The sequence below is a fragment of the Rhodanobacter sp. FW510-R10 genome, assembly GCF_058781105.1.
The window spans coordinates 1549225-1574854 of record NZ_JBYSWL010000001.1 but is presented as its reverse complement, the minus strand read 5'-3'; the positions used below and the strand labels follow the sequence as shown (position 1 = coordinate 1574854).

Sequence of the window (25630 nt, the reverse complement as noted above, 5' to 3'; positions counted from 1 at the left end):
CTGAAAACATAAAGGCAGCCCGATCAAATCGGGCTCGCCAAGAAGCGGGAATTTAACATGCGCAGCACCCGCTGAACAAGCGAATGCCTAGGTCTCGTATGCGAAAACAAGGCACATCCGTGTACCTCGCCCGCCCGACTGGAAAAATCTCCGGTCCGGCTATTCCGCATCGTTGCTGTGGGTGACCGGATCCTCGACCACGGTCGCTGCCGGCGTGGCGCCTGCAAGCGTATCCAATTCCGCGGCGGTCAAGCCATCCTGGCGGCGACGTGCCATGTGATAGGCCAACCCCGTACCCGCTGGAATCAAGCGGCCGACAATAACATTTTCCTTCAGGCCCCGCAAGGTATCGCGGGTGCCACGCACCGCCGCCTCGGTGAGCACGCGGGTCGTTTCCTGGAACGAGGCGGCCGAGATGAACGACTCCGTAGCCAGCGACGCCTTGGTGATGCCCAGCAACACCGACTGGTACTCGGCAGGCCGCTCACCCTTGGCAATGGCTGCCGCGTTTTCGGTGTTGATACGCGTGCGCTCCACCTGCTCGCCATGCAGATAATGGCTGTCACCCGGATCGGTGACCTCGACCTTGCGCAGCATCTGGCGGATGATCGCCTCGATGTGCTTGTCGTTGATCTTCACGCCCTGCAGGCGATACACGTCCTGGATCTCCTTGACCAGGTAGGAGGCCAACGGACCAACACCCAGCAGACGCAAGATATCGTGCGGGCTCGGCTCGCCATCCACGACGGTTTCGCCCTTTTCCACGTGCTCGCCCTCGAACACGATCACCTGACGCCATTTCGGGATCAGCTCTTCGTGCTCGTTGCCGTCCACGTCCCTGATCACCAGGCGCTGCTTGCCCTTGGTGTCCTTGCCGAAGCTGACGATGCCCGAGCGCTCGGCCAGGATCGCCGGCTCCTTCGGCTTGCGCGCCTCGAACAAGTCAGCCACACGCGGCAGACCGCCAGTGATGTCACGCGTCTTGGAGGAAGCCTGCGGGATACGCGCAACCACGTCGCCGACGCCGACCTGGGCACCGTTCTGGATCGAGACAATGGCACCGGCCGGCAGGAAGTACTGCGCGGCGATGTCGGTTCCGGGCAGCTTCAGCTCCCTGCCCTTGGCATCTTCCAGGCGCACGATCGGTCGCAGGTCCTTGGCCTGCGTGCCGCGTCGCTTGGGGTCGATGACCACAGCCGATTCCAGGCCAGTGAGCTCGTCGATCTGGCTCTGTACGGTGACGCCATCCTGGAAATCGATGAAGCGCACCACACCGGCCACCTCGGTGACAATCGGATGGGTGTGTGGATCCCAGTTGGCCACGGTCTGGCCCTGCTTGACTGGCGCGCCGTCCTTGACCGCAATGGTGGCGCCGTAGGGAATCTTGTAGCGCTCGCGCTCACGGCCGGCCGCGTCGATCACGCTCAGCTCGCCGGACCGCGACACGGCCACCAGGTGGCCCTGCTTGTGATGCACGGATTTGAGGTTGTTGTATTTCAACGTACCGGTGGTCTTCACCGCCACGTTGTCCACCGCAGCGGCACGCGACGCGGCACCACCGATGTGGAACGTGCGCATGGTCAGCTGGGTGCCCGGCTCGCCGATGGACTGTGCGGCGACCACGCCGACCGCCTCGCCCATGTTGACCAGGTGGCCACGGGCCAGGTCGCGGCCGTAGCACAGCTTGCACACGCCATGCGGCGCCTCGCAGGTGATGGGCGAACGTACCTTGACCATCTGCACGCCGGCAGTGTCGAGCTTCTCGACCAGCGCCTCATTCAACAGCGTGTTCGCCTCCACGAGGGGCTGGTCGTCCTCGCCCGGAGCGTAGACGTCGTCGACCACCACGCGCCCGAGCACGAGGTTGCCCAGTGGCTCGACCACGTCGCCGCCTTCGACGATGGGCTGCATGACCAAGCCGTTCGTGGTGCCGCAATCATCCATGGTGACCACGACATCCTGCGCCACGTCGACCAGGCGGCGGGTGAGGTAGCCGGAGTTCGCGGTCTTCAACGCCGTGTCCGCCAGGCCCTTGCGCGCGCCGTGCGTGGAGTTGAAGTACTGCAGCACGTTCAGGCCTTCGCGGAAGTTGGCCTTGATCGGGGTCTCGATGATCGAGCCGTCCGGCCGCGCCATCAGGCCGCGCATGCCGGCCAACTGACGGATCTGCGCCACTGAACCACGCGCGCCCGAGTCGGCCATGATGTAGAGCGAATTCATCGACTTCTGGTTGACCGGCTTGCCTTCGGCGTCGGTCACCTTCTCGGTGCCGATACCGTCGATCATGGCCTTGGCCACCTGCTCGCTGGTACGCGACCAGATGTCCACCACCTTGTTGTAGCGCTCGCCCGCGGTGACCAAGCCGGACTGGTACTGCTGCTGGATCTCCACGACTTCCTTTTCGGCCTCATCGATGATCGGCTTCTTCTCGACCGGGATGAGCATGTCGTCGACGCAAATGGAGATGCCCGAGCGCGTGGCCAGCCGATAGCCGGTATACATCAGCTGGTCGGCAAACACGACGGTGTCCTTCAGCCCAAGCAGGCGGTAGCTGGCGTTGATCAGGCGGGAGATGGCGCGCTTGTTGAGCTCGGTGTTGGCCAGCTCGAACGGCAGGCCCTCCGGCAGGATCTCCATCATCAGTGCGCGGCCGACCGTGGTATCCACCAGCGAGATGGTCGTCGTGCGCGAGCCGTCCTCGGCAAGGTGCACCTGGCGCAGGCGCACCTTGATCTTGGCATGCAGCACGACGGCGCGGTTGTCGTAGGCGCGGCGCACTTCGGCCACGTCGGCAAACACCATGCCGCTGCCCTTCACGTTCGTCAGCTCACGGGTCATGTAGTACAGACCCAGCACCACGTCCTGGGTCGGCACGATGATCGGCTCGCCATTCGCGGGCGACAAGATGTTGTTGGTGGACATCATCAGGGTGCGCGCTTCCAGCTGCGCCTCGATCGACAGCGGCACGTGGATGGCCATCTGGTCGCCGTCGAAGTCGGCGTTGAACGCCGTGCATACCAGGGGGTGCAGGCGGATCGCCTTGCCCTCGATGAGCTTGGGCTCGAACGCCTGGATGCCGAGACGGTGCAGGGTCGGCGCGCGGTTGAGCAGCACCGGATGTTCGCGGATCACCTCTTCGAGGATGTCCCAAACCATCGGCTCTTCACGTTCGACCAGCTTCTTCGCCGCCTTGATCGTGGTCGCTTCGCCGCGTGCCTGCAGCTTGGCGAAGATGAAGGGCTTGAACAGCTCCAGTGCCATCTTTTTGGGAAGGCCGCACTGGTGCAGGCGCAGCGTCGGACCCACGGCAATCACCGAGCGGCCGGAGTAGTCGACGCGCTTGCCGAGCAGGTTCTGACGGAACCGCCCCTGCTTGCCCTTGATCATGTCGGCCAGCGACTTCAGCGCGCGCTTGTTGGTGCCGGTGATGGCCCGGCCGCGACGGCCGTTGTCCAGCAGCGCATCGACCGATTCCTGCAACATGCGCTTTTCGTTGCGCACGATGATGTCCGGCGCATTGAGCTCCAACAGCCGCTTCAGGCGGTTGTTGCGGTTGATGACGCGGCGATAAAGGTCGTTCAGGTCGGAGGTGGCAAAGCGGCCGCCATCCAGCGGCACCAGCGGGCGCAGGTCCGGCGGCAGCACCGGCAACACGGTGAGGACCATCCACTCCGGTTTGTTGCCGGATTCCAGGAAGGCCTCCACCAGCTTGACCCGCTTGGTCAGACGCTTGAGCTTGGTCTCGGACTTGGTCGAGGCGATCTCCTCGGTCAGGCGCGCAGCTTCGGCGCGCAAGTCCAGCGACTTCAGCAGTTCGCGCACCGCTTCGGCACCCATGCGCGCGTCGAACTCGTCGCCGTGCTCCTCGGTCGCCTCCAGGTACTGTTCTTCGCTCAGCAACTGCCCACGCTCCAGCGGAGTCATGCCCGGATCGATGACCACGAAGGCCTCGAAGTACAGGATGCGCTCGATGTCGCGCAGGGTCATGTCCAGCATCAGGCCGATGCGCGAAGGCAGCGACTTCAGGAACCAGATATGCGCGGTCGGGCTGGCCAGCTCGATGTGGCCCATGCGCTCGCGACGCACCTTGGCCAGGGTGACCTCGGTGCCGCACTTCTCGCACACCACGCCGCGGTGCTTCATGCGCTTGTACTTGCCGCACAGGCACTCGTAGTCCTTCACCGGACCGAAAATGGCCGCGCAGAACAGGCCGTCGCGCTCCGGCTTGAATGTGCGGTAGTTGATCGTCTCCGGCTTCTTCACCTCGCCGTAGGACCACGAGCGAATCAGCTCCGGCGAGGCCAGCGCGATCTTGATCGCGTCGAAGTCCGGCACGGCACGCTGCTGGTTGAACAGATTGAGCAAATCTTTCATTGCATGGCTCCTGTAGCTGCGCGGTTCATCACTTGATCTCTTCCAGATCGATGTCGATGCACAGCGAGCGGATTTCCTTCACCAACACGTTGAAGGATTCCGGCATGCCTGCGGACATCTCGTGATTGCCGTCGACGATGTTCTTGTACATCTGGTTGCGGCCCTGCACGTCGTCGGACTTCACCGTCAACATTTCCTGCAGGGTATAGGCCGCGCCATATGCTTCGAGCGCCCACACTTCCATTTCGCCGAAACGCTGCCCGCCAAACTGGGCCTTGCCGCCCAGGGGCTGCTGGGTGACCAGCGAGTACGGCCCGGTCGAGCGCGCGTGCATCTTGTCGTCGACCAGGTGGTTGAGCTTCAGGTAGTGCATGTAGCCAACCGTGACTGGACGGTCGAAGGCCTCGCCGGTGCGTCCGTCGTACAGGGTGGTCTGCCCGGACTCAGGCAGGTCGGCCAGGCGCAACATGGCCTTGATCTCGGTTTCCTCGGCGCCGTCGAACACCGGCGTCGCCATCGGCACGCCCTTCTGCAGGTTCGTGGCCAGCGCGAAGATCTCCTCGTCGGTCAACGACTTCAGGTCGACATGCTGAACCGCACCACTCACGCTGCCGTTGTAAATCTGGTCGAGGAACTCGCGGATCTTGGTGACCTTCTCCTGCGCCTCGAGCATGGCCTGGATCTTCTTGCCCAGGCCCTTCGCCGCCCAGCCCAGGTGCATCTCCAGCACCTGGCCAATGTTCATGCGCGAAGGCACGCCCAGCGGGTTCAGCACGATGTCCATCGGCGTGCCGTCGGCGCTGTAGGGCATGTCCTCGACCGGAACGACGTTGGACACCACGCCCTTGTTGCCGTGTCGTCCGGCCATCTTGTCGCCCGGCTGGATGCGCCGCTTCACGGCCACGAAGACCTTGACCATCTTCAGCACGCCAGGAGCCAGGTCGTCGCCCTGGGTGATCTTGGCCTGCTTCTCCTTGAAGCGCTTGTCGAATTCCTCGCGGTGACGCTTGATCTGCTCTGCGGCACGCTCGAGGAACTCGGTAACTTCCTCTTCCTTGACGTTGATCTTGAACCAGTCGTCCTTCTTCAAGCCATCCAGGTAGGCATCGGTGATGGCCGTGCCGCGCTTCAGCCCACTGGGACCGCTGGCCGCGACCTTGCCGACCAGCTGCGCGCGCATGCGGCTGTAGATGGCCGCCTCGAGGATGCGGAACTGGTCCTCCAGGTCCTTGCGCACGCGCTTGACCTCGGTTTCCTCGATCTGCTTCGCGCGCTTGTCCTTCTCGATGCCATCGCGCGTGAACACCTGCACGTCGATCACCGTGCCATCCATGCCTGGTGAAACGCGCAGCGAGCTGTCCTTCACGTCGGACGCCTTCTCGCCGAAGATCGCCCGCAGCAGCTTCTCTTCCGGAGTCAACTGGCTTTCGCCCTTGGGTGTGACCTTGCCGACCAGGATGTCGCCGGCCCGCACCTCGGCGCCAATGTAGACGATGCCGGACTCGTCGAGCCGCGCCAATGCCTGCTCGCCAACGTTGGGAATGTCCGCGGTGATGTCCTCGGCACCCAGCTTGGTGTCGCGCGCGATGCACGAGAGCTCTTCAATGTGGATCGAGGTAAAGCGGTCTTCCACGACCACGCGCTCGGACAACAGCACCGAGTCCTCGAAGTTGTAGCCGTTCCACGGCATGAACGCGATCAACATGTTCTGGCCGAGTGCGAGCTCACCAAGATCGGTGGATGAGCCGTCTGCCAGCGTATCGCCCTTGGCCACCACGTCGCCTACGTTGACCAGCGGACGCTGGTTGAGGTTCGTGTTCTGGTTCGAGCGCGTGTACTTGGTCAGCGTGTAGATGTCCACGCCGGCGTCGTTGTCGCCCACTTCGTCTTCCGCCACGCGCACCACGATGCGCGCCGCGTCGACCTGGTCGATCACGCCGCCGCGCCGGGCAGTGACGATGACGCCGGAGTCACGGGCCACGGCGCGCTCGATGCCGGTGCCGACCAGCGGCGTCTCCGAACGCAGCGTCGGCACGGCCTGACGCTGCATGTTCGCGCCCATCAGTGCGCGGTTGGCGTCGTCGTGCTCAAGGAATGGCACCAGCGCCGCCGCCACCGACACGGTCTGCATTGGCGAGACGTCCATGTAATCAACCTCGGACGCCGGGCGCAATTCGGACTCGCCACGGAAGCGGCAGGACACGAAGTCCTCCAGGAACGACCCATGTTTGTCCAGCGGCGAGTTGGCCTGGGCGATCACGTGGTCGCCTTCCTCGATCGCCGACAGGTAGTCGACCTTGTCGGTGACTTTGCCGTTGTGCACTTCGCGGTACGGCGTCTCCAGGAAGCCGTAGGAGTTGGTGCGCGCGTATACGGCCAGGGAGTTGATCAGGCCAATGTTGGGGCCTTCCGGTGTCTCGATCGTGCACACGCGGCCGTAATGGGTCGGATGCACGTCGCGCACCTCGAAGCCGGCGCGTTCGCGGGTCAGGCCGCCCGGCCCGAGCGCGGAGACGCGGCGCTTGTGCGTGACTTCGGACAGCGGGTTGTTCTGGTCCATGAACTGGGAGAGCTGCGAGGAGCCGAAGAACTCCTTCACCGCGGCGGCAACCGGCTTGGCGTTGATCAGGTCCTGCGGCGTCAGGCCGTCGGCCTCGGCCAGCGACAGGCGCTCGCGCACGGCGCGCTCGACGCGCACCAGCCCAATGCGGAATGTGTTCTCGGCCATCTCGCCAACCGAGCGCACGCGGCGGTTGCCCAAGTGGTCGATATCGTCCACCGTGCCGTGACCATTCTTGATGTCGATAAGGACCCGCAGCACTTCCAGCAGGTCGGAACGCTCACCCTGCTCCTCCACCAGACGCACGGACTCGTCGTCCTTGCGCGAGCTGAAGTAGCGATAGTCGTAGAGCACGCCGGGACCGACGATTTCCTTGCGACCGACCCGACGGTTGAACTTCATGCGGCCAACCGCCGACAGGTCGTAGCGGTCGAAGGTGAAGAACAGGTTGAAGAACAGGTTCTGCGCGGCGTCCTTGGTCGGCGGCTCGCCCGGGCGCATCATGCGGTAGATTTCCACCAGGGCCTCAAGCTGGGTCGTGGTGTTGTCGATGCGCAAGGTGTGCGAGATGTAGGCGCCACGGTCAAGGTCGTTCACGTACAGCGTCGGCAACACCTCGATGCCGGCCTTGCGGAACGCCTCCAGGTGCTCGATCGTGATTTCGTCGTTCGCCGACGCCAGCAGCTCGCCGGTGTTGGCATCGACGATGTCGGTCGCCAGGATGCGCGAGACGAGATAATCGTCCGGCACTTCCAGGTGGGTGATGTTTTCGGCCGCAAGCTGGCGCACGTGGCGCGCAGTGATGCGCTTGCCGGCCTCCACCAGCACCTTGCCGCCGACCGCCAGGTCGAAGCTCAGGGTCTCACCGCGCAGGCGCTCGGCGACCAGCTCCAGGGTCAGCCCCGTCTTCTTGCCCAAGTGGAACACATTGTGCTCGAAGAAGATCGCCAGCATCTCTTCGGTGGTATAGCCCAGTGCGCGCAGCAGCACCGTCACCGGCAACTTGCGGCGACGGTCGATACGGGTGAACAGCGCGTCCTTGGGGTCGAACTCGAAGTCCAGCCAGGAGCCGCGGTAAGGGATGACGCGCGCAGAAAACAGCAGCTTGCCCGAACTGTGGGTCTTGCCGCGGTCGTGGTCGAAGAACACACCCGGCGAACGGTGCAGCTGTGAGACGATCACGCGCTCCGTGCCGTTGATGATGAACGTGCCGGTGTCGGTCATGAGCGGGATTTCGCCCATGTAGACTTCCTGCTCCTTGATGTACTTGACCACCTTCTTGGAGGCCGGGCTGTCCTTGTCGTAGATGACCAGGCGCACCGTGGTGCGCAGCGGCGCACCGTAGCTCATGCCACGGTTGCGGCACTCGCGCTCGTCGAACGCCGGCTCGCCCAGGCGATAGCCGACATACTCCAGGGCAGCGTTGCCGGAATAGCTGGAAATCGGGAACACGGATTGCAATGCCGCGTGCAAACCTTTGTCAGCGCGCTGCTTGGGCGGGATTTCCGCCTGCAGGAACTCACGATAGGATTCGGTCTGAATGGTCAGCAGGTTGGGCACCCCCAGCACGGGAGGACGCTTGCCAAAATCCTTGCGGATACGCTTCTTCTCGGTAAACGAGTAGGCCATGATCGATAGCGCCTCGGTTCGCAGTGACGCCGGCGGCAGATGCCGGCTGGTAATGAATCAGCTCTACAAAAAGCTGGAACTCCAGGGACGCGAAGCGGGGAATCTGCTGGCCCGGGCGTTGCGCCAAGGCAAAGCGGTGTTCCTCATTCCACGTTCCGTGGCAAAGCACGCAAGGCCCGGAAGCTTTCGCTCCCAGGCCCGCCTGGTATCAACTCGAAGGAGCGGCGTGCAAACGCCGATTACTTCAATTCGACTTTGGCGCCGGCAGCTTCCAAATCCTTCTTGAACTTTTCGGCATCGGCCTTCGCCACCGCTTCCTTCACCACCTGCGGTGCGCCTTCGACCAAGTCCTTGGCTTCCTTCAGCCCAAGGCCGGTGATCGAACGAACAACCTTGATCACCTCGATCTTCTTCTCGCCCATGGCGGCCAATACCACGTTGAACTCGGTCTGCTCTTCGGCAGCCTGGCCACCAGCCGCGGCGGCCGGACCTGCAGCTACGGCCACGGGGGCCGCGGCAGACACGCCAAACTTTTCTTCCATCGCATGCACCAGCTCCATCACCTCGATGAGGGATTTGCTGCCGATGGCTTCGATGATCTCGTCAGTGCTAAGGGACATGTGACAACTCCTGAAAGTAAGCGTGAAGGGTGTTCACGCAATAACCAAACCAAGACCGTTACGCGGCTTTCTTCTGCTCGCCAATCTGCCCCAGGCTGCGTGCGAGTTGCGACGCAGGCTCGGCCAGGACCCGTACCAGCATGGTGGCCGGCTGGACCAGACAACCGAGCAGCTGGCTCAATGCCTGCTCCCGGGTGGGCAAGGACGCCAGCACGTCGACATGCGACGCCGGATAGACCTTGCCGCCGATGGCCACAAGTTTCGCCTGCAGCTTCTCGTTGTCCTTGGCGAAATCCTTCACCAGGCGACCTGCGGCCCCCGGATCCTGTTCCGAAAACGCAAACAGCAGTGGGCCAACCAACTGGTCCACGGTACTGCTGTACGAGGTACCTTCCACGGCGCGACGAACCAACGTGTTCTTCGCCACCTTGATGTAAACCCCGGACTCGCGCCCCTTCTTGCGCAGCTCGGTGAGCTGGGCAACGGTCAGGCCCGCGTATTCCGCAGCCACCAGCGAATGCGCCGTGGCAGCCACTCCAGCCAGTTCGGTAACGACCTCTTTCTTTTGTGCAAGATTGAGCGCCATTGCTTTTCTCCGAACTCGTAACCCGTTGCGTCCACGCGACGGATCCGAAAGCGTTACCGGACAAACTGCCCTGTCCGTCCGTCGACACCCGCAGGTGTCGCCTTGGTGGCCGTTCCAGGAACCAAATCCTGTTCTGGCAGCACCATCTGCGCAGGCCTCGGATTCCCAAACTGGCGAATCGTCGATTAAAGGGAGTCAACTCCCAACCTGCGGTCTTTGACGGTCATCTCCGGCCGGCCATGCGGCTTGCCGGAGCTGCCTTCAAAACCTGCCCGCAGCGGCCGCAGCCGCACGGGACTTGAAACTCATGCCTTCGCCGCAATCGCCAAGGTTGACGTATCGACGGTGACGCCCACGCCCATGGTGCTGGACACCGCAACCTTCTGCAGGAACTGGCCCTTGGCCGTGGAAGGCTTGGCTTTGAGCAGGTCGGCGATCAGGGCATTGAGGTTGTCCGCCAACTGCGCGGCCTCGAACGTCGCCTTGCCAATCGTGGCGTGCACGATACCGGCCTTGTCGTTGCGGAACTTCACCTGGCCAGCTTTGGCATTCTTGACCGCAGCAGCGACATCGGCGGCAACCGAGCCGTCCTTCGGATTCGGCATCAAGCCACGTGGTCCAAGCAACTGGCCCAGCTTGCCGACCACGCGCATCGCGTCCGGCGTGGCAATCACCCGGTCGAAATCGAGCTCGCCCGCGCGCATGCGCTCGGCCAGGTCGTCCATGCCCACGGCATCGGCACCTGCAGCCTTGGCGGCCTCGGCCTTCTCACCGGCGGGGCAGAACACCGCCACCTTGACCGGCTTGCCCGTCCCATGCGGCAACAACGAGGAGCCGCGGACACCCTGGTCGGACTTTTTCGCGTCGATGCCCAGGCGCACCGCCACGTCCACCGATTCGGCAAACTTGGCGCTGGCATTGCTCTTGACGATCTGCAAGGCGTCGTTGAGCGCGTAGGACTTTCCCGGCTGTACCGCCGCGCGGGCCGTCTTCATGCGTTTGCTGATCTTCGTCATGGCTCAGCCCTCCACCGTCAAGCCCATGCTGCGCGCGCTACCGGCAATGGTGCGCACTGCGGCGTCCAGATCGGCAGCGGTCAGGTCAGGCTGCTTCTGCTTGGCAATTTCCTCGAGCTGCTTGCGCTTGACCACGCCGACCTTGGCCGTGTTCGGCTTGGCCGAACCCTTCTCCACGCCGCTGATCTTCTTGAGCAGCACGGTGGCGGGCGGCGTCTTGGTGATGAAGGTGAAGCTGCGATCCGAATAGGCGGTAATGATCACCGGGATCGGCAGGCCTGGCTCGAGCTTCTGCGTGGCCGCGTTGAAGGCCTTGCAAAACTCCATGATGTTCAGACCGCGCTGGCCCAGTGCAGGACCCACCGGCGGCGACGGATTAGCCTGACCGGCCTTGACCTGCAACTTGATGTAACCAGTGACTTTCTTTGCCATGGAAGGTCCTCGCGAGTGCGGACGCCTTGCGGCTCCTCGCTGTGCATCGATCCGTGATGGTGGGAGAGCCGGCCTCGTGCCAGCTACAACAATGCCTCGCGCGGGGTGGTGGTTCTCGCGCAAGAACTTCGTAGTGTAGCGATGCGCGACAAATCGCGCAAGCAGTTACGGCTTGGCCGGTGGCGACGGTGCCGATCTGGACGGATGCCGGATGCCGCAGGCCGAGGCCGGGATCAGGCAGCAGCATCGACATCGAGCCGCCCCCTCCCCCCCATTGCCGGATGCCGAGGTGCGAATCCTCGGCTGCGCAGCCCGGTCAGGCCTTCTCGACTTGGCCAAACTCAAGCTCCACCGGAGTCGAGCGGCCAAAAATAAGCACCGCGACGCGCAGGCGGCTCTTCTCGTAGTTGACTTCCTCGACCACACCATTGAAGTCGTTGAACGGGCCATCGGTGACCCGGACCATCTCGCCGGGTTCGAACAACACCTTTGGACGGGGTTTCTCCACGCCCTCGCGCACCCGACTCAGGATAGCCTCGGCCTCGCTGTCCTGGATGGGCAGCGGACGGTCCGCGGTGCCCCCGATGAAGCCAAGGACCTTCGGCGTGTCCTTGATCAGGTGCCAGCATTCATCGTCGATGCGCGGCGCCTTGCCTTCGCTGTCGGCCTCGATCTGCACCAGCACGTAACCAGGGAAGAACTTGCGCTCGCTGCGCCGCTTTTGTCCCGCGCGCATCTCCACGACTTCTTCGGTGGGAATGAGGATCTCGCCGAACTTCTCCTCCATGCCCTCCCGCCGGATGCGTTCTTCCAAGGCGCGCTTCACCTGGTTTTCGAAACCCGAATAGGCGTGTACCACATACCAACGCTTGCTCATGCTCAGCCTCTCAGGATCCCAACTTCAGCAACCAATCCAGGATGACCGACTTCAGGATCAGGTCGATCAGGCCCAGCAACAACGACAATGCGATCACCACGAGGATGATGATGCCGGTGGTCTTGAGCGTCTCGTCGCGGGTGGGCCACACCACCTTGCGCATCTCGAACTGGGTTTCGGCCACGAAACCGCGCATGCGCCGACCTGGGGCGGTGAACGCGGCGATGACGATTGCCACGGCAATGGCCACCAGCAAGCCGGCGATCCGTACCGAGGTCGGCACGGCAGCATCATTGCCGAACCAGGAGAAGGCAAAGATGCCCGCGGCAACGACGGCCACAGCGAGGATCAATTTGCCGATGTCGCGCAAATCCGTGGGTTTGGCTTGGTCTGTCTTGGTAATCATGAAATGATCGGGTAGCGACGGCACCAGGCCCAAAGGTCGGCTGCACCCGTCTGGCCCGCGATCGGTCCTCGGAAGTGGCACGCCAGGAGGGACTTGAACCCCCAACCTGCGGTTTTGGAGACCGCTGCTCTGCCAATTGAGCTACTGGCGTAGGTTGAAATTACTTGACGACCTTGGCAACCACGCCGGCGCCGACCGTGCGGCCACCTTCGCGGATGGCGAAACGCAAGCCCTCGTCCATCGCGATCGGGTGGATCAGGCTCACCGTCATCTTCACGTTGTCCCCCGGCATCACCATCTCCACGCCCTCCGGCAACGTCACCGCGCCAGTCACGTCCGTCGTGCGGAAGTAGAACTGCGGCCGGTAGCCCTTGAAGAACGGCGTGTGCCGGCCACCCTCGTCCTTCGAGAGCACATACACCTCCGCCTCGAAGTCCGTGTGCGGGTGGATCGTGCCCGGCTTGGCCAACACCTGACCACGCTCCACGTCGTCCCGCTTCAGCCCGCGCAGCAGCAGGCCCGCGTTGTCGCCTGCCTGTCCCTGGTCCAGCAGCTTGCGGAACATCTCCACGCCCGTCACCGTCGTCTTCTGCGTGTCGCGGATTCCCACCACCTCGACTTCGTCGCCCACCTTGATCACGCCGCGCTCGATGCGCCCCGTCACCACCGTGCCGCGCCCCGAGATCGAGAACACGTCTTCCACCGGCATCAGGAACGGCTTGTCCACCGCACGCACCGGCTCGGGAATGTAGCTGTCCAGCACATCCACCAGCTTCTTGATCGAGGGGATGCCGATCTCGCTCTCGTCGCCTTCCAGCGCCTTCAGCGCCGACCCCACCACGATCGGCGTGTCGTCGCCCGGAAACTCGTACTTGCTCAGCAGCTCGCGAACCTCCATTTCCACCAGCTCCAGCAGCTCCTTGTCATCCACCATGTCCGCCTTGTTCAGGTAGACCACGATGTACGGCACGCCCACCTGCCGGCTGAGCAGAATGTGCTCGCGCGTCTGCGGCATCGGACCGTCCGCCGCCGACACCACCAGAATCGCCCCGTCCATCTGCGCCGCACCCGTGATCATGTTCTTCACGTAGTCCGCGTGTCCCGGGCAGTCCACGTGCGCGTAGTGCCGCGTCGGCGACTCATACTCCACGTGCGACGTCGAGATCGTGATCCCGCGCGCCTTCTCTTCCGGCGCCATGTCGATCTGGTCGTACGCCTTGAACTCGCCGCCAAAACGGTCCGCTCCCAGCTTCGTCAGCGCCGCCGTCAGCGTCGTCTTGCCGTGATCCACGTGACCAATCGTTCCCACGTTCACATGCGGCTTCGTGCGTTCGTATTTACCCTTTGCCATGCCCGCTAAACTCCGCTGGTATCAATGAATGAATGGGTTGCCATGGACAACCGTGCCTGAAGTGGTGCTCATGACAGGAATCGAACCTGTGACCTCTTCCTTACCAAGGAAGTGCTCTACCGACTGAGCTACATGAGCATGATTTCAGCCATCTTCCCTGATGGCGAAGAAAGACCGGCGTCCTGCCGGACTCTTCAAAAGCGACTTGCCCATGGAGCGGAAGGCGGGAATCGAACCCGCATAATCAGTTTGGAAAACTGATGTTCTACCATTGAACTACTCCCGCCCTGCGCGGAATCCTTACCAACCGCGCCGCTTGCGCGTCGCGTGATGCCGCTTTGCAACTGGTGGAGGGAGGTGGATTCGAACCACCGAAGGCGTAAGCCAGCAGATTTACAGTCTGCCCCCGTTGGCCGCTTGGGTATCCCTCCAACAAAGAACGCGTATTGTCTGTTTCGGGTGCAAACCTGTCAACTTGGCGCCCTGCGCGCAGGTAGCGACAGACCGGCGCGCTGGCTGGTGCAACCGCGGCGTGGCTGCATCGCGGCGACGCGTGTCACAGGCAGGCCAAGGATCAGACGTTGAACAGGAAATGCAGGACGTCGCCCTCCTGCACCACGTAGTCCTTGCCTTCCTTGCGCAAGCGGCCAGCCTCGCGGGCGCCCGCCTCGCCGTGGTACTTCACGAAGTCGTCAAAACCGATGGTCTCGGCGCGGATGAAGCCCTTCTCGAAGTCAGTGTGGATGACGGCTGCCGCCTGTGGCGCGGTGGCGCCCTGCTTCACCGTCCAGGCGCGCACTTCCTTCTCGCCCGCGGTGAAGTAGGTCTGCAGGCCGAGTAGCCGGTAGCCGGCATTGATCACCCGGTTCAGGCCAGGCTCGTTGAGGCCGAGATCGGCCAGGAACTCGTCGCGGTCGGCAGCATCGAGCTGGGCCATTTCCTCCTCGATCGCCGCACACACCGGGACCACTTCGGCGCCAACCTGCACGGCATGCTCCCGCACCGTATCGAGGTGCGGATTGTTCTCGAAGCCGTCCTCCCGCACGTTGGCGATGTACATCTGTGGCTTGAGCGTGAGGAGGAACAAGTCGCGCACCAGCAAGCGTTCCTCGTCATCCAGCGCCACGGACCGCGCGGGGTGACCGGCGGCGAGCGCCGTGGACAGCTTTTGCAACACGGCCGCGCGTGCCTGGGCCTCCTTGTCGTTGGCCTTGGCTGCACGCTCGGCGCGACTGAGCGCCTTGTCCACCGCCTCAAGGTCAGCCAGCGCCAGTTCGGTGTCGATGGTGTCGATGTCGGCCAGCGGGTTCACCTGGCCTGCCACGTGGACGATGTCCGGATGTTCGAAACAACGCACGACGTGCGCGATGGCGTCGACTTCGCGGATATGCGCCAGGAACTTGTTGCCCAGCCCCTCGCCTTGCGAGGCGCCGGCGACCAGCCCGGCAATGTCGACGAACTCGATCGAGGTCGGCACGATCTTCTGGGGGTGCACGACAGCCGCGAGCTGCTGCAGGCGCGGATCGGGCACTGGCACCACGCCGACATTCGGGTCGATGGTGCAGAACGGGAAGTTGGCCGCCGCCACGCCGGCCTTGGTCAGCGCGTTGAACAGCGTGGACTTGCCCACGTTGGGCAGGCCGACAATGCCACATTTGATGCCCATGCAACGCTCCAGGTCACTTCAGTGCCACGCCGCGCGACCGGCGCCGGTTCAGCGCGGCGATTCCGGGACCGGATGCTCACCGTTGTGGGTCCCGGCGGTATGCAGCTCCAGCATCGCGCGCTCGAACTGGCCCGCCACCGCCAGCGGCAGCACGTCCAGCGCGCGCACCATCGCTCCGGTGATCGCCTCCTCGTCGTCCGCCGAAGGCTTGCCAAGCACCCAGTCGACGACCCGGCGTCGGTCGGGCGGGTGCCCGATACCCAGGCGCAGGCGATGGAAGCGGCCGTGCCCGAGTTGGGCGATGATGTCGCGCAAGCCGTTGTTGCCGCCATGCCCGCCATCGAACTTCAGACGGGCCGTTCCCGGCGGCAGGTCAAGGTCATCGTGTACGACCAGGCAACGGCCCGCTTCAATCTTGTAGTAATGCAGCGCCGCCGCCACTGCGGTGCCGCTCTTGTTCATGAACGTGGCCGGCTTGAGCAGCCAAACGGACTTGCCGCCGATATCCAGGCGGCAAGCCTCACCGTGTAATTTGCCTTCGAACGCAAAACGCGTGCCGCTGCCGCCAACCAGCGTATCGACCAGGCGGAAACCGGCGTTGTGCCGGGAACGCAGGTACTCGGTTCCCGGATTACCCAAGCCAACGATGAGGTCCAAGCCAGCCATGCCTGACAGCGGCAACGCCAGCCCACGCCGCGAGGCGGCGCAGGCCGGTGCTGCTTACTTCTTGTCGTCCTTCTTGGCGGCGGCAGGCTTCTCGTCCTTCTTGCCCGCGGCCGGCGCGGCAGCCCCAGCCGCCCCGGCGGCGCCAGCCACAGCACCCGCGGCGCCTGCGGCACCCGCCGCTGGCGCGGCCGCTTCGGCTGGCGCCTCGTCCACTTCCTCGCGCACGAGATTGGCGCTGACCATGGCCACGTCGCTGCTCTCGTCGACGATCTGCTGCACCAGCTCGACGTTCGGCGGCAGCTTCAGGCTCGACAGATGGATGATGTCGCCCGGCCCCAGCGTGCTCAGGTCGACGTCGATGAATTCGGGCAGGTCCCTCGGCAGGCAGGAAATCTCGACTTCCGTCAGGTTGTGCGAAATCACCACGCCGGCCGTCTTCGCGGCGGGCGAAATCTCCTTGTTCAGGAAGTGCAGCGGCACACTGACGCGCAGCGTCTCATTCTCGTTGATGCGCAGGAAATCCATGTGCATCATCAACTGCTTGAACGGATGCTTTTGCCAGTCGCGCACCAGGACCTTCTGGATCTGGCCCTCGACGTTGAGATCGAGGATGGAGGAGAAAAACCACTCCTTTTGCGAAGCCAGCAGGACCGTGTTGTGCACGATTTGCACATTCTGCGACGGCTGGTTGGCGCCGTAGACCACGGCGGGCACGAAACCGGCACGACGCAGGCGGCGGCTCGCACCTTTCCCCTCGTCCTTGCGGATTTCCGCCTTGATTTCACGGGATATGGACATGACTGATTACCTGGGTTGCATGAAGCCGCCTCGCGGCAGCCGGATAACTTCCCCGCGACCAGGGAAGTCGGGTGGATGGGTATTTAATCGACGTATAGGGAACTCACCGATTCGCCGAAGGCGATGCGGCGTATGGTTTCGGCCAGCAATTCGGCTACCGAGAGCTGGCGTACCTTCGCGCAATTGCGCGCCTCGGCGCGCAGCGGCAGCGTGTCAGTCACCACCAGCTGGTCGAGCGCGGAATTCTCGATGTTGCTGATCGCCTGGCCCGACAGCACCGGGTGCACGCAGTAGGCCGAGACCCGCCGCGCACCGCGCTCCTTCAGCGCCGTAGCCGCCGCGCACAACGTGCCAGCGGTGTCGACGATGTCGTCGACCATGACGCAGCTCTTGCCTTCGACGTCGCCGATGATGTTCATCACCGTGGACACATTCGGCTTCGGGCGGCGCTTGTCGATGATGGCCAGGTCCGCATCATCCAGGCGCTTGGCGATTGCCCGCGCCCGCACCACGCCACCGACGTCCGGGCTGACCACGATCAGGTCACTGGTGTTGTGGTGGCGCCAGATGTCGGCCAGCAGCACTGGCGAGGCATAGACATTGTCCACCGGCACATCGAAAAAGCCCTGGATCTGGTCGGCGTGCAGGTCGACGGTCAGCACTTTGTCCACGCCTGCCGCGCCAATCATGCGCGCCGCCAGCTTGGCCGTGATCGGCACCCGCGCCGAGCGCGGCCGGCGATCCTGCCGGGCATAGCCAAAATACGGGATGACCGCAGTGACGCTGGCGGCCGAGGCACGCTTGAGCGCATCGGTGATTGCCAGCAGCTCGAACAGGTTCACCGCGCTTGGTGCCCCGGTCGGCTGGATGACGAATACTTCCTGGCGACGTACGTTCTCTTCGATTTCGATCTGCACCTCGCCGTCGCTGAACGTACCGACCAGCGCCTTGCCCAGCGGTACGCCGAGCCGGTGCGCGACGTCCTCGGCCAACGCATGGTGCGCGTTGCCCGAAAACAACATCATGGAAGTGGACGTATCCACGGCTGCTACCTCGAAACCAAAACCATCATGATTGGCTGGGGCGGCAGGATTCGAACCTGCGTATGCGGGAATCAAAATCCCGTGCCTTAACCAGCTTGGCGACGCCCCAGTAATGCATTTGTGGCGTGATCGGTGCTCCACTCACGTTGCTGCGAACTCCACCACGACCGCGGTTGCCATCAGCCCGGTGCGCGGTGTCGCGACAAGGCCTGCTGCAGCGCCGACAGCGTAACTCCGGAAGCCGCCTGCGCGACGAACCGGGACGGACAACGCCGCACCACGGCAAGCGCCCTGGCAAACGACCTGGTTTCCAGAAACACGCAGCCGCCGGTGCCGGACAGCCGCGCGGGTCCAAACTGCCCCAGCCAGTCCAAGGCTGCCGCCACCTGCGGGTACCTGTCGCGTACCAGCGCCGTGAAGGCATTGCCCGGGATTTCGCCGGAAACAAAGGATGAAATTGTCGTTGCTGGGCCATTTCGTGTCAATTCTGGCGCCTGGAACAACTCTGCCGTGGAAACCTGGACCTGCGGGTCGAGCACTGCGTAGTGCCGCCGCGGGAGGGCCATCGGGGTCAGGCGTTCGCCCACGCCTTCGGCCCAGGCCGAGCGCCCGGCGACGAAGACCGCCACGTCGGCGCCGAGCTGGCGCGCCAGGCCAAGCAAGACTGCTTCCGGCAACTGCAAGCCCCACAGTTGATTCAACGCCACCAGCACGGTCGCCGCATCCGAGCTGCCGCCGCCCAGGCCGCCGCCGAGCGGGATGCGCTTGTCTACGCCAATCTCCGCACCCAGCGCCAAGCCGGCATGAGCCTGCAGCAGCCGGGCGGCGCGAAGGGTCAGGTCGTCCTCGACCGCCACGCCGGGTACCGGGCAGGTCCGCGTGACCGCACCTCCAGGAACGACACGGATGCGAATTTCGTCGCCCCAGTCCAGCAGCCGAAAGACCGTCTGCAGCTCGTGATAGCCATCGACGCGCCGCCCAAGCACGCGCAGGAACAAGTTGAGCTTGGCCGGCGCCGGCCACACGCTCCAATCCCCCGGGCCCAACTGGGGCAAGATCCGGCGCATGAACAGACGCAAGTCGTCGGGAAAGCCGTTGTCGCGATCGCGCTCGCGGTCGAGCGCAAAGCCAGGATCGTCCTTGGCCGCCGGCACGAAGCCGTGGTGCGCGTAAAACGGCGCGTTCCACGCCACGTCCGCCAGTGTCGCCAATTGCACCTGTCGATAACCCGCGGCGCGTGCCCAGGTGCAGGCGTGCTCGAGCAGGGCCGCGCCGGCTCCGCGGCGGCCGTGCTCGGGCAGCACGTCGATCTCGGCAACGGCAATGGCATCCGGCGTGGCCTCGGCTTCCAGCCACACGAAGCCAATCGCCGCGCCAGCCTGGTCATGCGCCGCCCAAACCAGGCCGCGCGCCACCGCGTGTTGCAACACCGCCGCCGGGATCGCCATGGCAGCGTAATACGGCCACGCCCGGTGGCCACGAAAGGCCTCAAGCGCCGCCCGCTCGATTGCACATAGCGCATCGACTTCGTCGCTCCGCGCGCGCGCAATGTCGAAATCCATCAGCGCGCACCGCCAACCACAAAGCGGCGCGGGTCGTGCCCCGGCGCTGCCACCACGGTCGCGGTCTGTGGCACGCCGGCAAAGACCTCCCACTTCATGGGAATTGCCACGACTCGATCACCAGCTTGACCTGGTAGGCGTCCTTGCGCGCGAAGATCCTCTCCGGCATCGCGGGTTGGCGCTGCGTGTCCCACTGCCGATAGTCGACCGTCCAGCCATCCTGGCGCAGCAGCGAGGGCAAGCCGTCGGTACCGAAGCTGAGCTCGGCCGGGCCGCCGTCCGCACGCAGGCCGAGCACCCAGGCGCGCAAATCGCGCAACGGCACGACCCAGCCCAACGCCTTGCGCATCAGTTGCTCGGCATCGGCGCCACGCACCGGTCCCTGGTCAAGCCCTTCGAGCAGCGCACCCCCGGGGCCGCCACTCAGCCGAAAACTCTTGCTGGCCAGCGGACCGCGCAAATCGAAGACGTAATGCTCGCCTTCCTGCGCCCAGGTGAAATTGCCGCTGCCACCGGCGGTGGCTGAGCTCAGCCCCAGTCGACCGGTCAAGGTCCAGTGGTCGGCGTGCGCCAGCGCCGCCTCACGCGCAGCCTGCGCGGCGTACAAGGTGGCGTTGCCCTTGACGCGCACGGCTGGCGCGCACGCGGCCAGCAGCAGCGGCATGAGGACCAGCAGCCAGCGTGCGGCAGACCTCACGGGCGCAGGCGCCGCAAGGCAGCCCGCAAGGCGGCATTGCCGGGATCGATGCGGCGTACGGCATCAAACACCTGCCGCGCGGCCTGGAGGTTGCCTTGGGTCGCCAGGACCTCGCCCAGGTGCACGCCGATGTCCGGGTCCTTCTGCCGGCCCCAGGCGCCGCGCAAGGTCTGTTCGGCCTGCTCCAGGTGTCCCAGCCGGTACTGCAGCCAGCCCCACGAGTCGGCAATGCTCGGGTCGTCCGGCCGCGCCCGGCGCGCGACCTGGATCAGGCGTTCGGCCTCCGGCAAGTCGCGGTTCGCATCGGCCAGCGTATAGCCCAGGGCATTGCTGGCGTCGATGTCATCGGGCTTGAGCTCGAGCAGGCGCCGAAAGTCGGCAATGGCGCGATCGATGTTTCCTGCCTGCGCGTAGGCCAGGCCGCGCCCGTACAGCAGCGCGGGGTCGTCGGGCACCACCTGCAGCGCGCGGCCAAACGCTGCCTCGGCGTCGGCATACTTGTGCTCGCCCAGATACAGCTCGGCATCGAGCTGGAACGCCCGGCGCAACTCCGCCGGCTCTTCGAGGTGGGTCAATTGCAGGCCTTCCAGGAGTTGGTGCGCCTCGGCCACGTGCCCCTGCTGGTGCATGATCGCGGCGCTGCGCAGGTCGGCGGCGAAGGCGTGCGGGCTGTCGTCATCGACCTGGGCATACCAGTCCAGGGCCTCATCCTGGCGATGCTGCGTCTCTGCCAGTTGGCCGAGGAGAAAAGCGTTTTGCTCGCGCACCGTGTCAGTGGCGCCCTGCAACTGGCGGTAGAGCGCGGTGAGCGCCCGGTCATCGTTGGCCGCGCTGGCCAGCGCCGCGCGCAAGGCATAGGTTTCGGGATCCTGCGGGCCATGCTCGAGCACCTTGGCCGCCTCGGCATGCTTGCCGCCCTGGGCCAGCACCCGCGCATAGGTCAAGCGCAAGGGGATGTCCCGCGGCGCCTTGGCCACGGCCTTGGCCAGCAGGGCGCGTGCGCCGGTGGCGTCGCCGTGGTCGAACTTCAGCCGTGCCTCCCAGGCATAGGCATCGGCGCTGCCGAAGCGCTGAACCGCCGCCTGGGCCACGCGCATGCCGTACGCCGCATCGCCAAACTTGACGCCAAGCTCGCTCATCGCCAGCCAGGCCTTGACGTCGGTGGGCGGCAACTGCTGCGGCGTGGCCAGTGCCTGCAGCAGGCGCCGCGCCTGGGCCTGATCGCGGGCGCCCAGCAAAACCTGCCCGAAGCGCCGCCAGGCATCCTGGTCACCAGCGGCGAGCACGGACTCGAGTTCGCGTCGGGCGGCAGTGGCGTCACCTTGATCCAGTGCCAGTTGCGCGCGGGCCTGGGCCAAGACGACCGGCTTCGCGCCCAGCGCCTGCCAGCGATCCAGCGCCCGCGTGGCGGCGCCGTCGTCATGCACGGCCAGCGCCAGCTCGGCCGCGCGGGCCGCGACTTTCGGATCGTCGCTGAGGTGCATGGCGCGGCCATAGAACCCCGAGGCCGCAGGGAGGTCAGTCCGCGTCAAGGCCAGCTCGCCCGCCAAGAGCTGCGCCAGCAGGTCGTGCTGTGCATCCGGGATGGGAACCTCGGCGCGGGCCAAGGGCTGGGCGGTGGCCACGCGCGGGGCCGGCGCCTGGCTGGGAACTGCGGCACACGCACCCAATATCAGCACCAATGGCAGCAGTGCCGTAAAATGGCGCAATCGCTTTAACTCGGCAGCACGGTTCCGCAGACTAATGTTCATTTGCTTCCACGATCCGGCCGTTCCGAGTCGCCGCGCGATGGGCTTGCGTCAAAGCTTAGCCTACGCAACCGATGGTCTTTGTCGAGAAGTTGTCTTTGCCATGTCGTCCGCCACGCCATGCCGCTGATTGCCCTCGGCCTCAACCACCGCACCGCACCGGTCAGCCTGCGCGAGCAGGTGGCGCTGGACGCTGATGCCGCGGCGCTGGCGCTGACCGAGCTCGGCCGGCAGCAGGGCGTCGAGGAAGCGTTGATCCTGTCGACCTGCAACCGCACCGAAATCTATGCCGGGGTGGCCGCAGGGGCCGAGAACGTGCCGCAATCGTGGCTCGAACGTCACCAGCATCTGACCGCCGGCAGGCTCGATGAGTTCCTGTACCGCTACCGGGAACAGGATGCGGTGCGCCACGTGTTCCGCGTCGCCACCGGCCTCGACTCCATGGTCCTGGGCGAACCGCAGATCCTCGGCCAGGTCAAGGATGCCTACCGCCAGGCGCACGCCGCACAAACCCTGCGCGCACCCCTGGACCGGCTGCTGCAGCACACCTTTGCGGTGGCCAAGCGGGTGCGCACGGACACCCGCATCGGGGCCAACACCGTCTCCGTGGCGTTCACCGCCGTGCGCCTGGCCGAGCAGGTATTCACCGACCTGAAACAAGCCTGCGTGCTGCTGATTGGCGCCGGCGACACCATCGAACTGGTGGCCCGCCACCTGGTCGAGCAGCACGTGGCCCGGCTCATCGTGGTCAACCGCACGGCGGAAAATGCGCGGGAACTCGCTAGCCAGTACGGCGGCTACGCCACCACCCTGGCCGACCTGCCGCAGCACCTGGCCGAAGCCGACATCGTGATCTCCTCCACCGCCTCGCGACAGCCGATCGTCAGCCGCGACATGGTGGAACAGGCGCTGACGGCGCGCCGACGCCGCCCCATGTTCATGGTCGACCTGGCCATGCCACGCGACATCGAGCCCAGCGTGGGCGAGCTCCCCGACGTGTACCTGTATGACATCGACGACCTGCGCCAGGTCATCGACGACAACCGTTATTCGCGCGTCACCGCGGCGCGCGAGGCCGAGGCGATCATCGACCTGCAGGTGCAGCGCTACATGTCCTGGCGACACGCCTTGTCGCTCAAGAACCCGGCGCTGGAGATGCGCCATCACGCCGAGGCCTATCGCGACGAGGTGCTGGCCAAGGCCCAGCACATGCTCGCCCACGGCAAGTCGGCGGATGAGGCGCTGCAGTTCCTGGCCCACACCCTGACCAACAAGTTGCTGCACCACCCCAGCGCGCGCCTGCGCGAGGCCGCGTTGAACGGCGACACCGAACTGCTGCATGCCGCCGAGCGCCTCTACGAAGCGGACGACGGGGAATTGCATTAGGTGCGGTGCGGAACCCCAGGCCGCGTGCGGCATACCGTGCGCGGCGCCCACCGCAGCCGCCACCTTGCATCCAGCCAGTCCTCATGACCCCATCCATCCGCCGCAAGCTCGAAGCCCTGGTTGAACGCCACGAGGAACTCGGCCGCCTGCTGGCGCAGCCCGATGCCCACGACGACAACGCCCGCTACCGCGCCTTGGCGCAGGAGTACGCCCAGCTCGACGCCGTGGCCCAGGCGCTGCACGCCTACGACCAGGCCGAGCGCGAGCTGGCCGAGGCGCAGGCCATGCTGGATGACGCCGAATTCCGCGAGCTGGCCGCCGACGACGTGCAGCGCCTGCAGCAGCAATTACCCGAGCTCGAGCGGGACCTGCAGCGCCTGCTGTTGCCCAAGGACCCGCGGGACGATGCCGGCCTGTACCTGGAAATCCGCGCCGGCACCGGCGGCGACGAAGCGGCGCTGTTTGCCGGCGACCTGCTGCGCATGTACCTGCGCTTTGCCGAGAGCCGGCGCTGGCAGATGGAGATCCTCAGCGAGCATGCCGGCGAGCATGGTGGCTGCAAGGAAGTGGTCACACGCATCGAGGGCCGTGGCGCCTACTCGCAACTCAAGTTCGAGTCTGGCACGCACCGCGTCCAGCGGGTGCCGGAAACCGAGGCCCAGGGGCGCATCCACACCTCCGCCGCCACCGTGGCGATCATGCCGGTGCCGACCGAGATCGACGCCATCGAGATCAACCCGGCCGACCTCAAGGTCGACACTTTCCGCTCCTCCGGCGCCGGCGGCCAGCACGTCAACAAGACCGAATCGGCGATTCGCATCACCCACCTGCCCACGGGCACGGTGGTCGAGTGCCAGGAAGAGCGCAGCCAGCACAAGAACCGCGCCCGCGCCATGAGCCTGCTGCAGGCGCGCCTGCTGGACAGCGAGCGCGACCGGCAGCACAGCGAGCGCTCCGAGTCACGCCGCTTGCAGGTGGGTTCGGGCGACCGCAGCCAGCGCATCCGCACCTACAACTATCCGCAGGGCCGGGTCACTGACCACCGTATCAACCTCACGCTGTACCGCCTGGGGGACATCATGCAGGGCGACCTGGGCGAACTGGTCGACGCACTCAACCGCGAATACCAGGCCGACCAGTTGCAGGCGCTCGGCGCCGACTGAAACGCACACCGCACCCGGCGCTTACTTGAGCGCCCCGCACGCCTCACTCATCCGTCCCACGCCCCCTCTCTCGTCATTCCGGCGAAAGCGGGAATCCAGGCTCTTGAACTCGGCGGGAATGCGCAAAGCACTGGATTCCCGCTTTCGCCGGAATGACGACGGGGTAGTGTTTCGGCGTCCGGGCGCGATGCCGTGGAAGAGGTGAAGGCGGTTCCGAAAAAGTTACGGACAGCCATGCGCTTGACCGGCCCTTCGACCGTTGAAAAGCGCCTCGCGGGAATGACGCCAACAGCGGGCCTTGCGCCTGGGCAAGCGACATCGGGGCGCGCGTCAGCCGCAGCGGAAGCCCGGCGGCACGACGATGTCGACATCCTCGCGCTGCACGCTGCTGACCTCGGCTACCGGTGGCCCATGCTGCAGCCAGCGCTGCAGCGCGGCCAAGGCCTCTTCCGTGCCACTCGCCAGGACTTCGACCGTGCCATCAGCGAGATTTCGCGCGTGGCCGTCGAGACCGAGGCGCATGGCCTGCTCGCGCGTGCTGGCGCGGTAGAACACGCCCTGCACCCGCCCGGCCACCATGAACCGCACCGCGGCCATCACTTGCCGCCAATCACCGCGGCCAGCTTGGCTGGCGTCAGGGGGCCGATGATGTGCGCCGCGACCTTGCCGGCCGGATCGATCACCCAGGTCGTCGGCAAGCCGCGCGGCTCCTCGAAGTCGGCTGGCGGGTGATCCAGGCCGATCTTGGCGATCGGATAATCCACGGGATGCTCGCGCAGGAAGGCCTTGATCTCGGCCACGTCATTGTCCTGGTAGGCCAGGCCGACGGCGCGCACATTCTTGTGGGTGGCCACGAAATGCGAGATGTCCGGCATTTCCTTGATGCACGGCGCGCACCAGGTCGCCCAGTAGTTGACGATCACCCAATGCCCGCGTTGCGCTGCCAGGTCGAAACTCTGCCCATCCAGCGTGGTCACGCGCAATTGCGGATGCGTCGGCATCGCGGCCGTCGCCGCCATGGGCAGCAACAGGCACAGCAGCGCGACAGGG

At 65.1% G+C, this 25630-nt stretch carries 20 protein-coding genes and 5 tRNA genes; 2 read left to right on the top strand and 23 right to left on the bottom strand.

All coding sequences use genetic code 11. The features are described 5' to 3' along the window. Positions 1-159: 159 nt before the first annotated feature. The 21 genes from rpoC to AC3WJB_RS06565 form a co-directional block, all read right to left on the bottom strand. Entirely contained in the window at positions 160-4374 is a 4215-nt protein-coding gene (gene rpoC, locus AC3WJB_RS06665; protein WP_492679893.1) for a DNA-directed RNA polymerase subunit beta', read from the bottom strand. 28 nt (positions 4375-4402) lie between these two features. Then, a complete protein-coding gene (rpoB, locus tag AC3WJB_RS06660; protein WP_492683119.1) occupies positions 4403-8566 on the bottom strand; it encodes a DNA-directed RNA polymerase subunit beta in 4164 nt (1387 codons plus the stop codon). 236 nt (positions 8567-8802) lie between these two features. Next, entirely contained in the window at positions 8803-9183 is a 381-nt protein-coding gene (gene rplL, locus AC3WJB_RS06655) for a 50S ribosomal protein L7/L12 (RefSeq protein ID WP_492679891.1), read from the bottom strand. A 58-nt stretch (positions 9184-9241) separates the two neighbouring features. Then, complete coding sequence (rplJ, locus tag AC3WJB_RS06650; RefSeq protein ID WP_492679889.1) at positions 9242-9769, bottom strand: 50S ribosomal protein L10; 528 nt, start codon at positions 9767-9769, stop codon at positions 9242-9244. 305 nt (positions 9770-10074) lie between these two features. Further along, positions 10075-10785 carry a 50S ribosomal protein L1 gene (gene rplA, locus AC3WJB_RS06645; RefSeq protein ID WP_492679887.1) on the bottom strand — a complete coding sequence of 237 codons (711 nt, stop codon included), beginning with the start codon at positions 10783-10785 and terminating at the stop codon, positions 10075-10077. A gap of 3 nt (positions 10786-10788) precedes the next feature. Next, complete coding sequence (rplK, locus tag AC3WJB_RS06640) at positions 10789-11217, bottom strand: 50S ribosomal protein L11 (protein ID WP_492679885.1); 429 nt, start codon at positions 11215-11217, stop codon at positions 10789-10791. A gap of 316 nt (positions 11218-11533) precedes the next feature. Next, the gene (gene nusG, locus AC3WJB_RS06635) at positions 11534-12094 is read right to left on the bottom strand and encodes a transcription termination/antitermination protein NusG (RefSeq protein WP_492679883.1); all 561 of its coding nucleotides are present in this window, start codon (positions 12092-12094) and stop codon (positions 11534-11536) included. A gap of 10 nt (positions 12095-12104) precedes the next feature. Continuing rightward, complete coding sequence (gene secE / locus AC3WJB_RS06630) at positions 12105-12500, bottom strand: preprotein translocase subunit SecE (protein ID WP_492679881.1); 396 nt, start codon at positions 12498-12500, stop codon at positions 12105-12107. Positions 12501-12575: 75 nt separating this feature from the next. Further along, positions 12576-12651: transfer RNA gene (locus AC3WJB_RS06625), tRNA-Trp, on the bottom strand. A 9-nt stretch (positions 12652-12660) separates the two neighbouring features. Beyond that, on the bottom strand, positions 12661-13851 hold the full coding sequence (gene tuf / locus AC3WJB_RS06620; protein WP_492679879.1) for an elongation factor Tu: 1191 nt from the start codon (positions 13849-13851) through the stop codon (positions 12661-12663). Between the two features lie 62 nt (positions 13852-13913). Beyond that, positions 13914-13989 (bottom strand) — tRNA-Thr (locus tag AC3WJB_RS06615). Positions 13990-14063: 74 nt separating this feature from the next. After that, positions 14064-14137 (bottom strand) — tRNA-Gly (locus AC3WJB_RS06610). A gap of 59 nt (positions 14138-14196) precedes the next feature. Continuing rightward, positions 14197-14282, bottom strand: a tRNA-Tyr gene (locus AC3WJB_RS06605). Between the two features lie 143 nt (positions 14283-14425). Continuing rightward, positions 14426-15517, bottom strand: a complete 1092-nt coding sequence (ychF, locus tag AC3WJB_RS06600; protein ID WP_492679877.1) for a redox-regulated ATPase YchF — start codon at positions 15515-15517, stop codon at positions 14426-14428. Positions 15518-15565: 48 nt separating this feature from the next. After that, complete coding sequence (pth, locus tag AC3WJB_RS06595; RefSeq protein ID WP_492679875.1) at positions 15566-16183, bottom strand: aminoacyl-tRNA hydrolase; 618 nt, start codon at positions 16181-16183, stop codon at positions 15566-15568. A 54-nt stretch (positions 16184-16237) separates the two neighbouring features. Then, on the bottom strand, positions 16238-16981 hold the full coding sequence (locus tag AC3WJB_RS06590; RefSeq protein WP_492679873.1) for a 50S ribosomal protein L25/general stress protein Ctc: 744 nt from the start codon (positions 16979-16981) through the stop codon (positions 16238-16240). 83 nt (positions 16982-17064) lie between these two features. After that, positions 17065-18003, bottom strand: coding sequence for a ribose-phosphate diphosphokinase (locus tag AC3WJB_RS06585; RefSeq protein WP_492683117.1), 939 nt, complete (start codon positions 18001-18003; stop codon positions 17065-17067). Positions 18004-18056: 53 nt separating this feature from the next. Continuing rightward, positions 18057-18133, bottom strand: a tRNA-Gln gene (locus AC3WJB_RS06580). A 70-nt stretch (positions 18134-18203) separates the two neighbouring features. Beyond that, positions 18204-19586 (bottom strand): 4-(cytidine 5'-diphospho)-2-C-methyl-D-erythritol kinase, encoded by a 1383-nt coding sequence (gene ispE / locus AC3WJB_RS06575; protein WP_492679871.1) that lies wholly within the window; start codon positions 19584-19586, stop codon positions 18204-18206. Between the two features lie 94 nt (positions 19587-19680). After that, positions 19681-20250 (bottom strand): lipoprotein insertase outer membrane protein LolB, encoded by a 570-nt coding sequence (lolB, locus tag AC3WJB_RS06570; RefSeq protein WP_492683115.1) that lies wholly within the window; start codon positions 20248-20250, stop codon positions 19681-19683. 29 nt (positions 20251-20279) lie between these two features. After that, complete coding sequence (locus tag AC3WJB_RS06565) at positions 20280-21992, bottom strand: tetratricopeptide repeat protein (protein ID WP_492679869.1); 1713 nt, start codon at positions 21990-21992, stop codon at positions 20280-20282. Between the two features lie 159 nt (positions 21993-22151). On the opposite strand from AC3WJB_RS06565, the gene hemA reads away from it, so the two are divergent. Both hemA and prfA read left to right on the top strand, forming a co-directional pair. After that, on the top strand, positions 22152-23417 hold the full coding sequence (gene hemA, locus AC3WJB_RS06560; protein WP_492679867.1) for a glutamyl-tRNA reductase: 1266 nt from the start codon (positions 22152-22154) through the stop codon (positions 23415-23417). 83 nt (positions 23418-23500) lie between these two features. Further along, positions 23501-24580 (top strand): peptide chain release factor 1, encoded by a 1080-nt coding sequence (gene prfA / locus AC3WJB_RS06555; protein ID WP_492679865.1) that lies wholly within the window; start codon positions 23501-23503, stop codon positions 24578-24580. A gap of 330 nt (positions 24581-24910) precedes the next feature. Here prfA and AC3WJB_RS06550 read toward each other — a convergent pair whose 3' ends face one another. Both AC3WJB_RS06550 and AC3WJB_RS06545 read right to left on the bottom strand, forming a co-directional pair. Beyond that, the gene (locus tag AC3WJB_RS06550) at positions 24911-25177 is read right to left on the bottom strand and encodes an acylphosphatase (protein WP_492679863.1); all 267 of its coding nucleotides are present in this window, start codon (positions 25175-25177) and stop codon (positions 24911-24913) included. Further along, positions 25177-25599, bottom strand: a complete 423-nt coding sequence (locus AC3WJB_RS06545) for a TlpA family protein disulfide reductase (protein WP_492683113.1) — start codon at positions 25597-25599, stop codon at positions 25177-25179. The genes AC3WJB_RS06550 and AC3WJB_RS06545 overlap by 1 nt, the downstream gene beginning before the upstream one ends. Between the last annotated feature and the right edge of the window lie 31 nt (positions 25600-25630).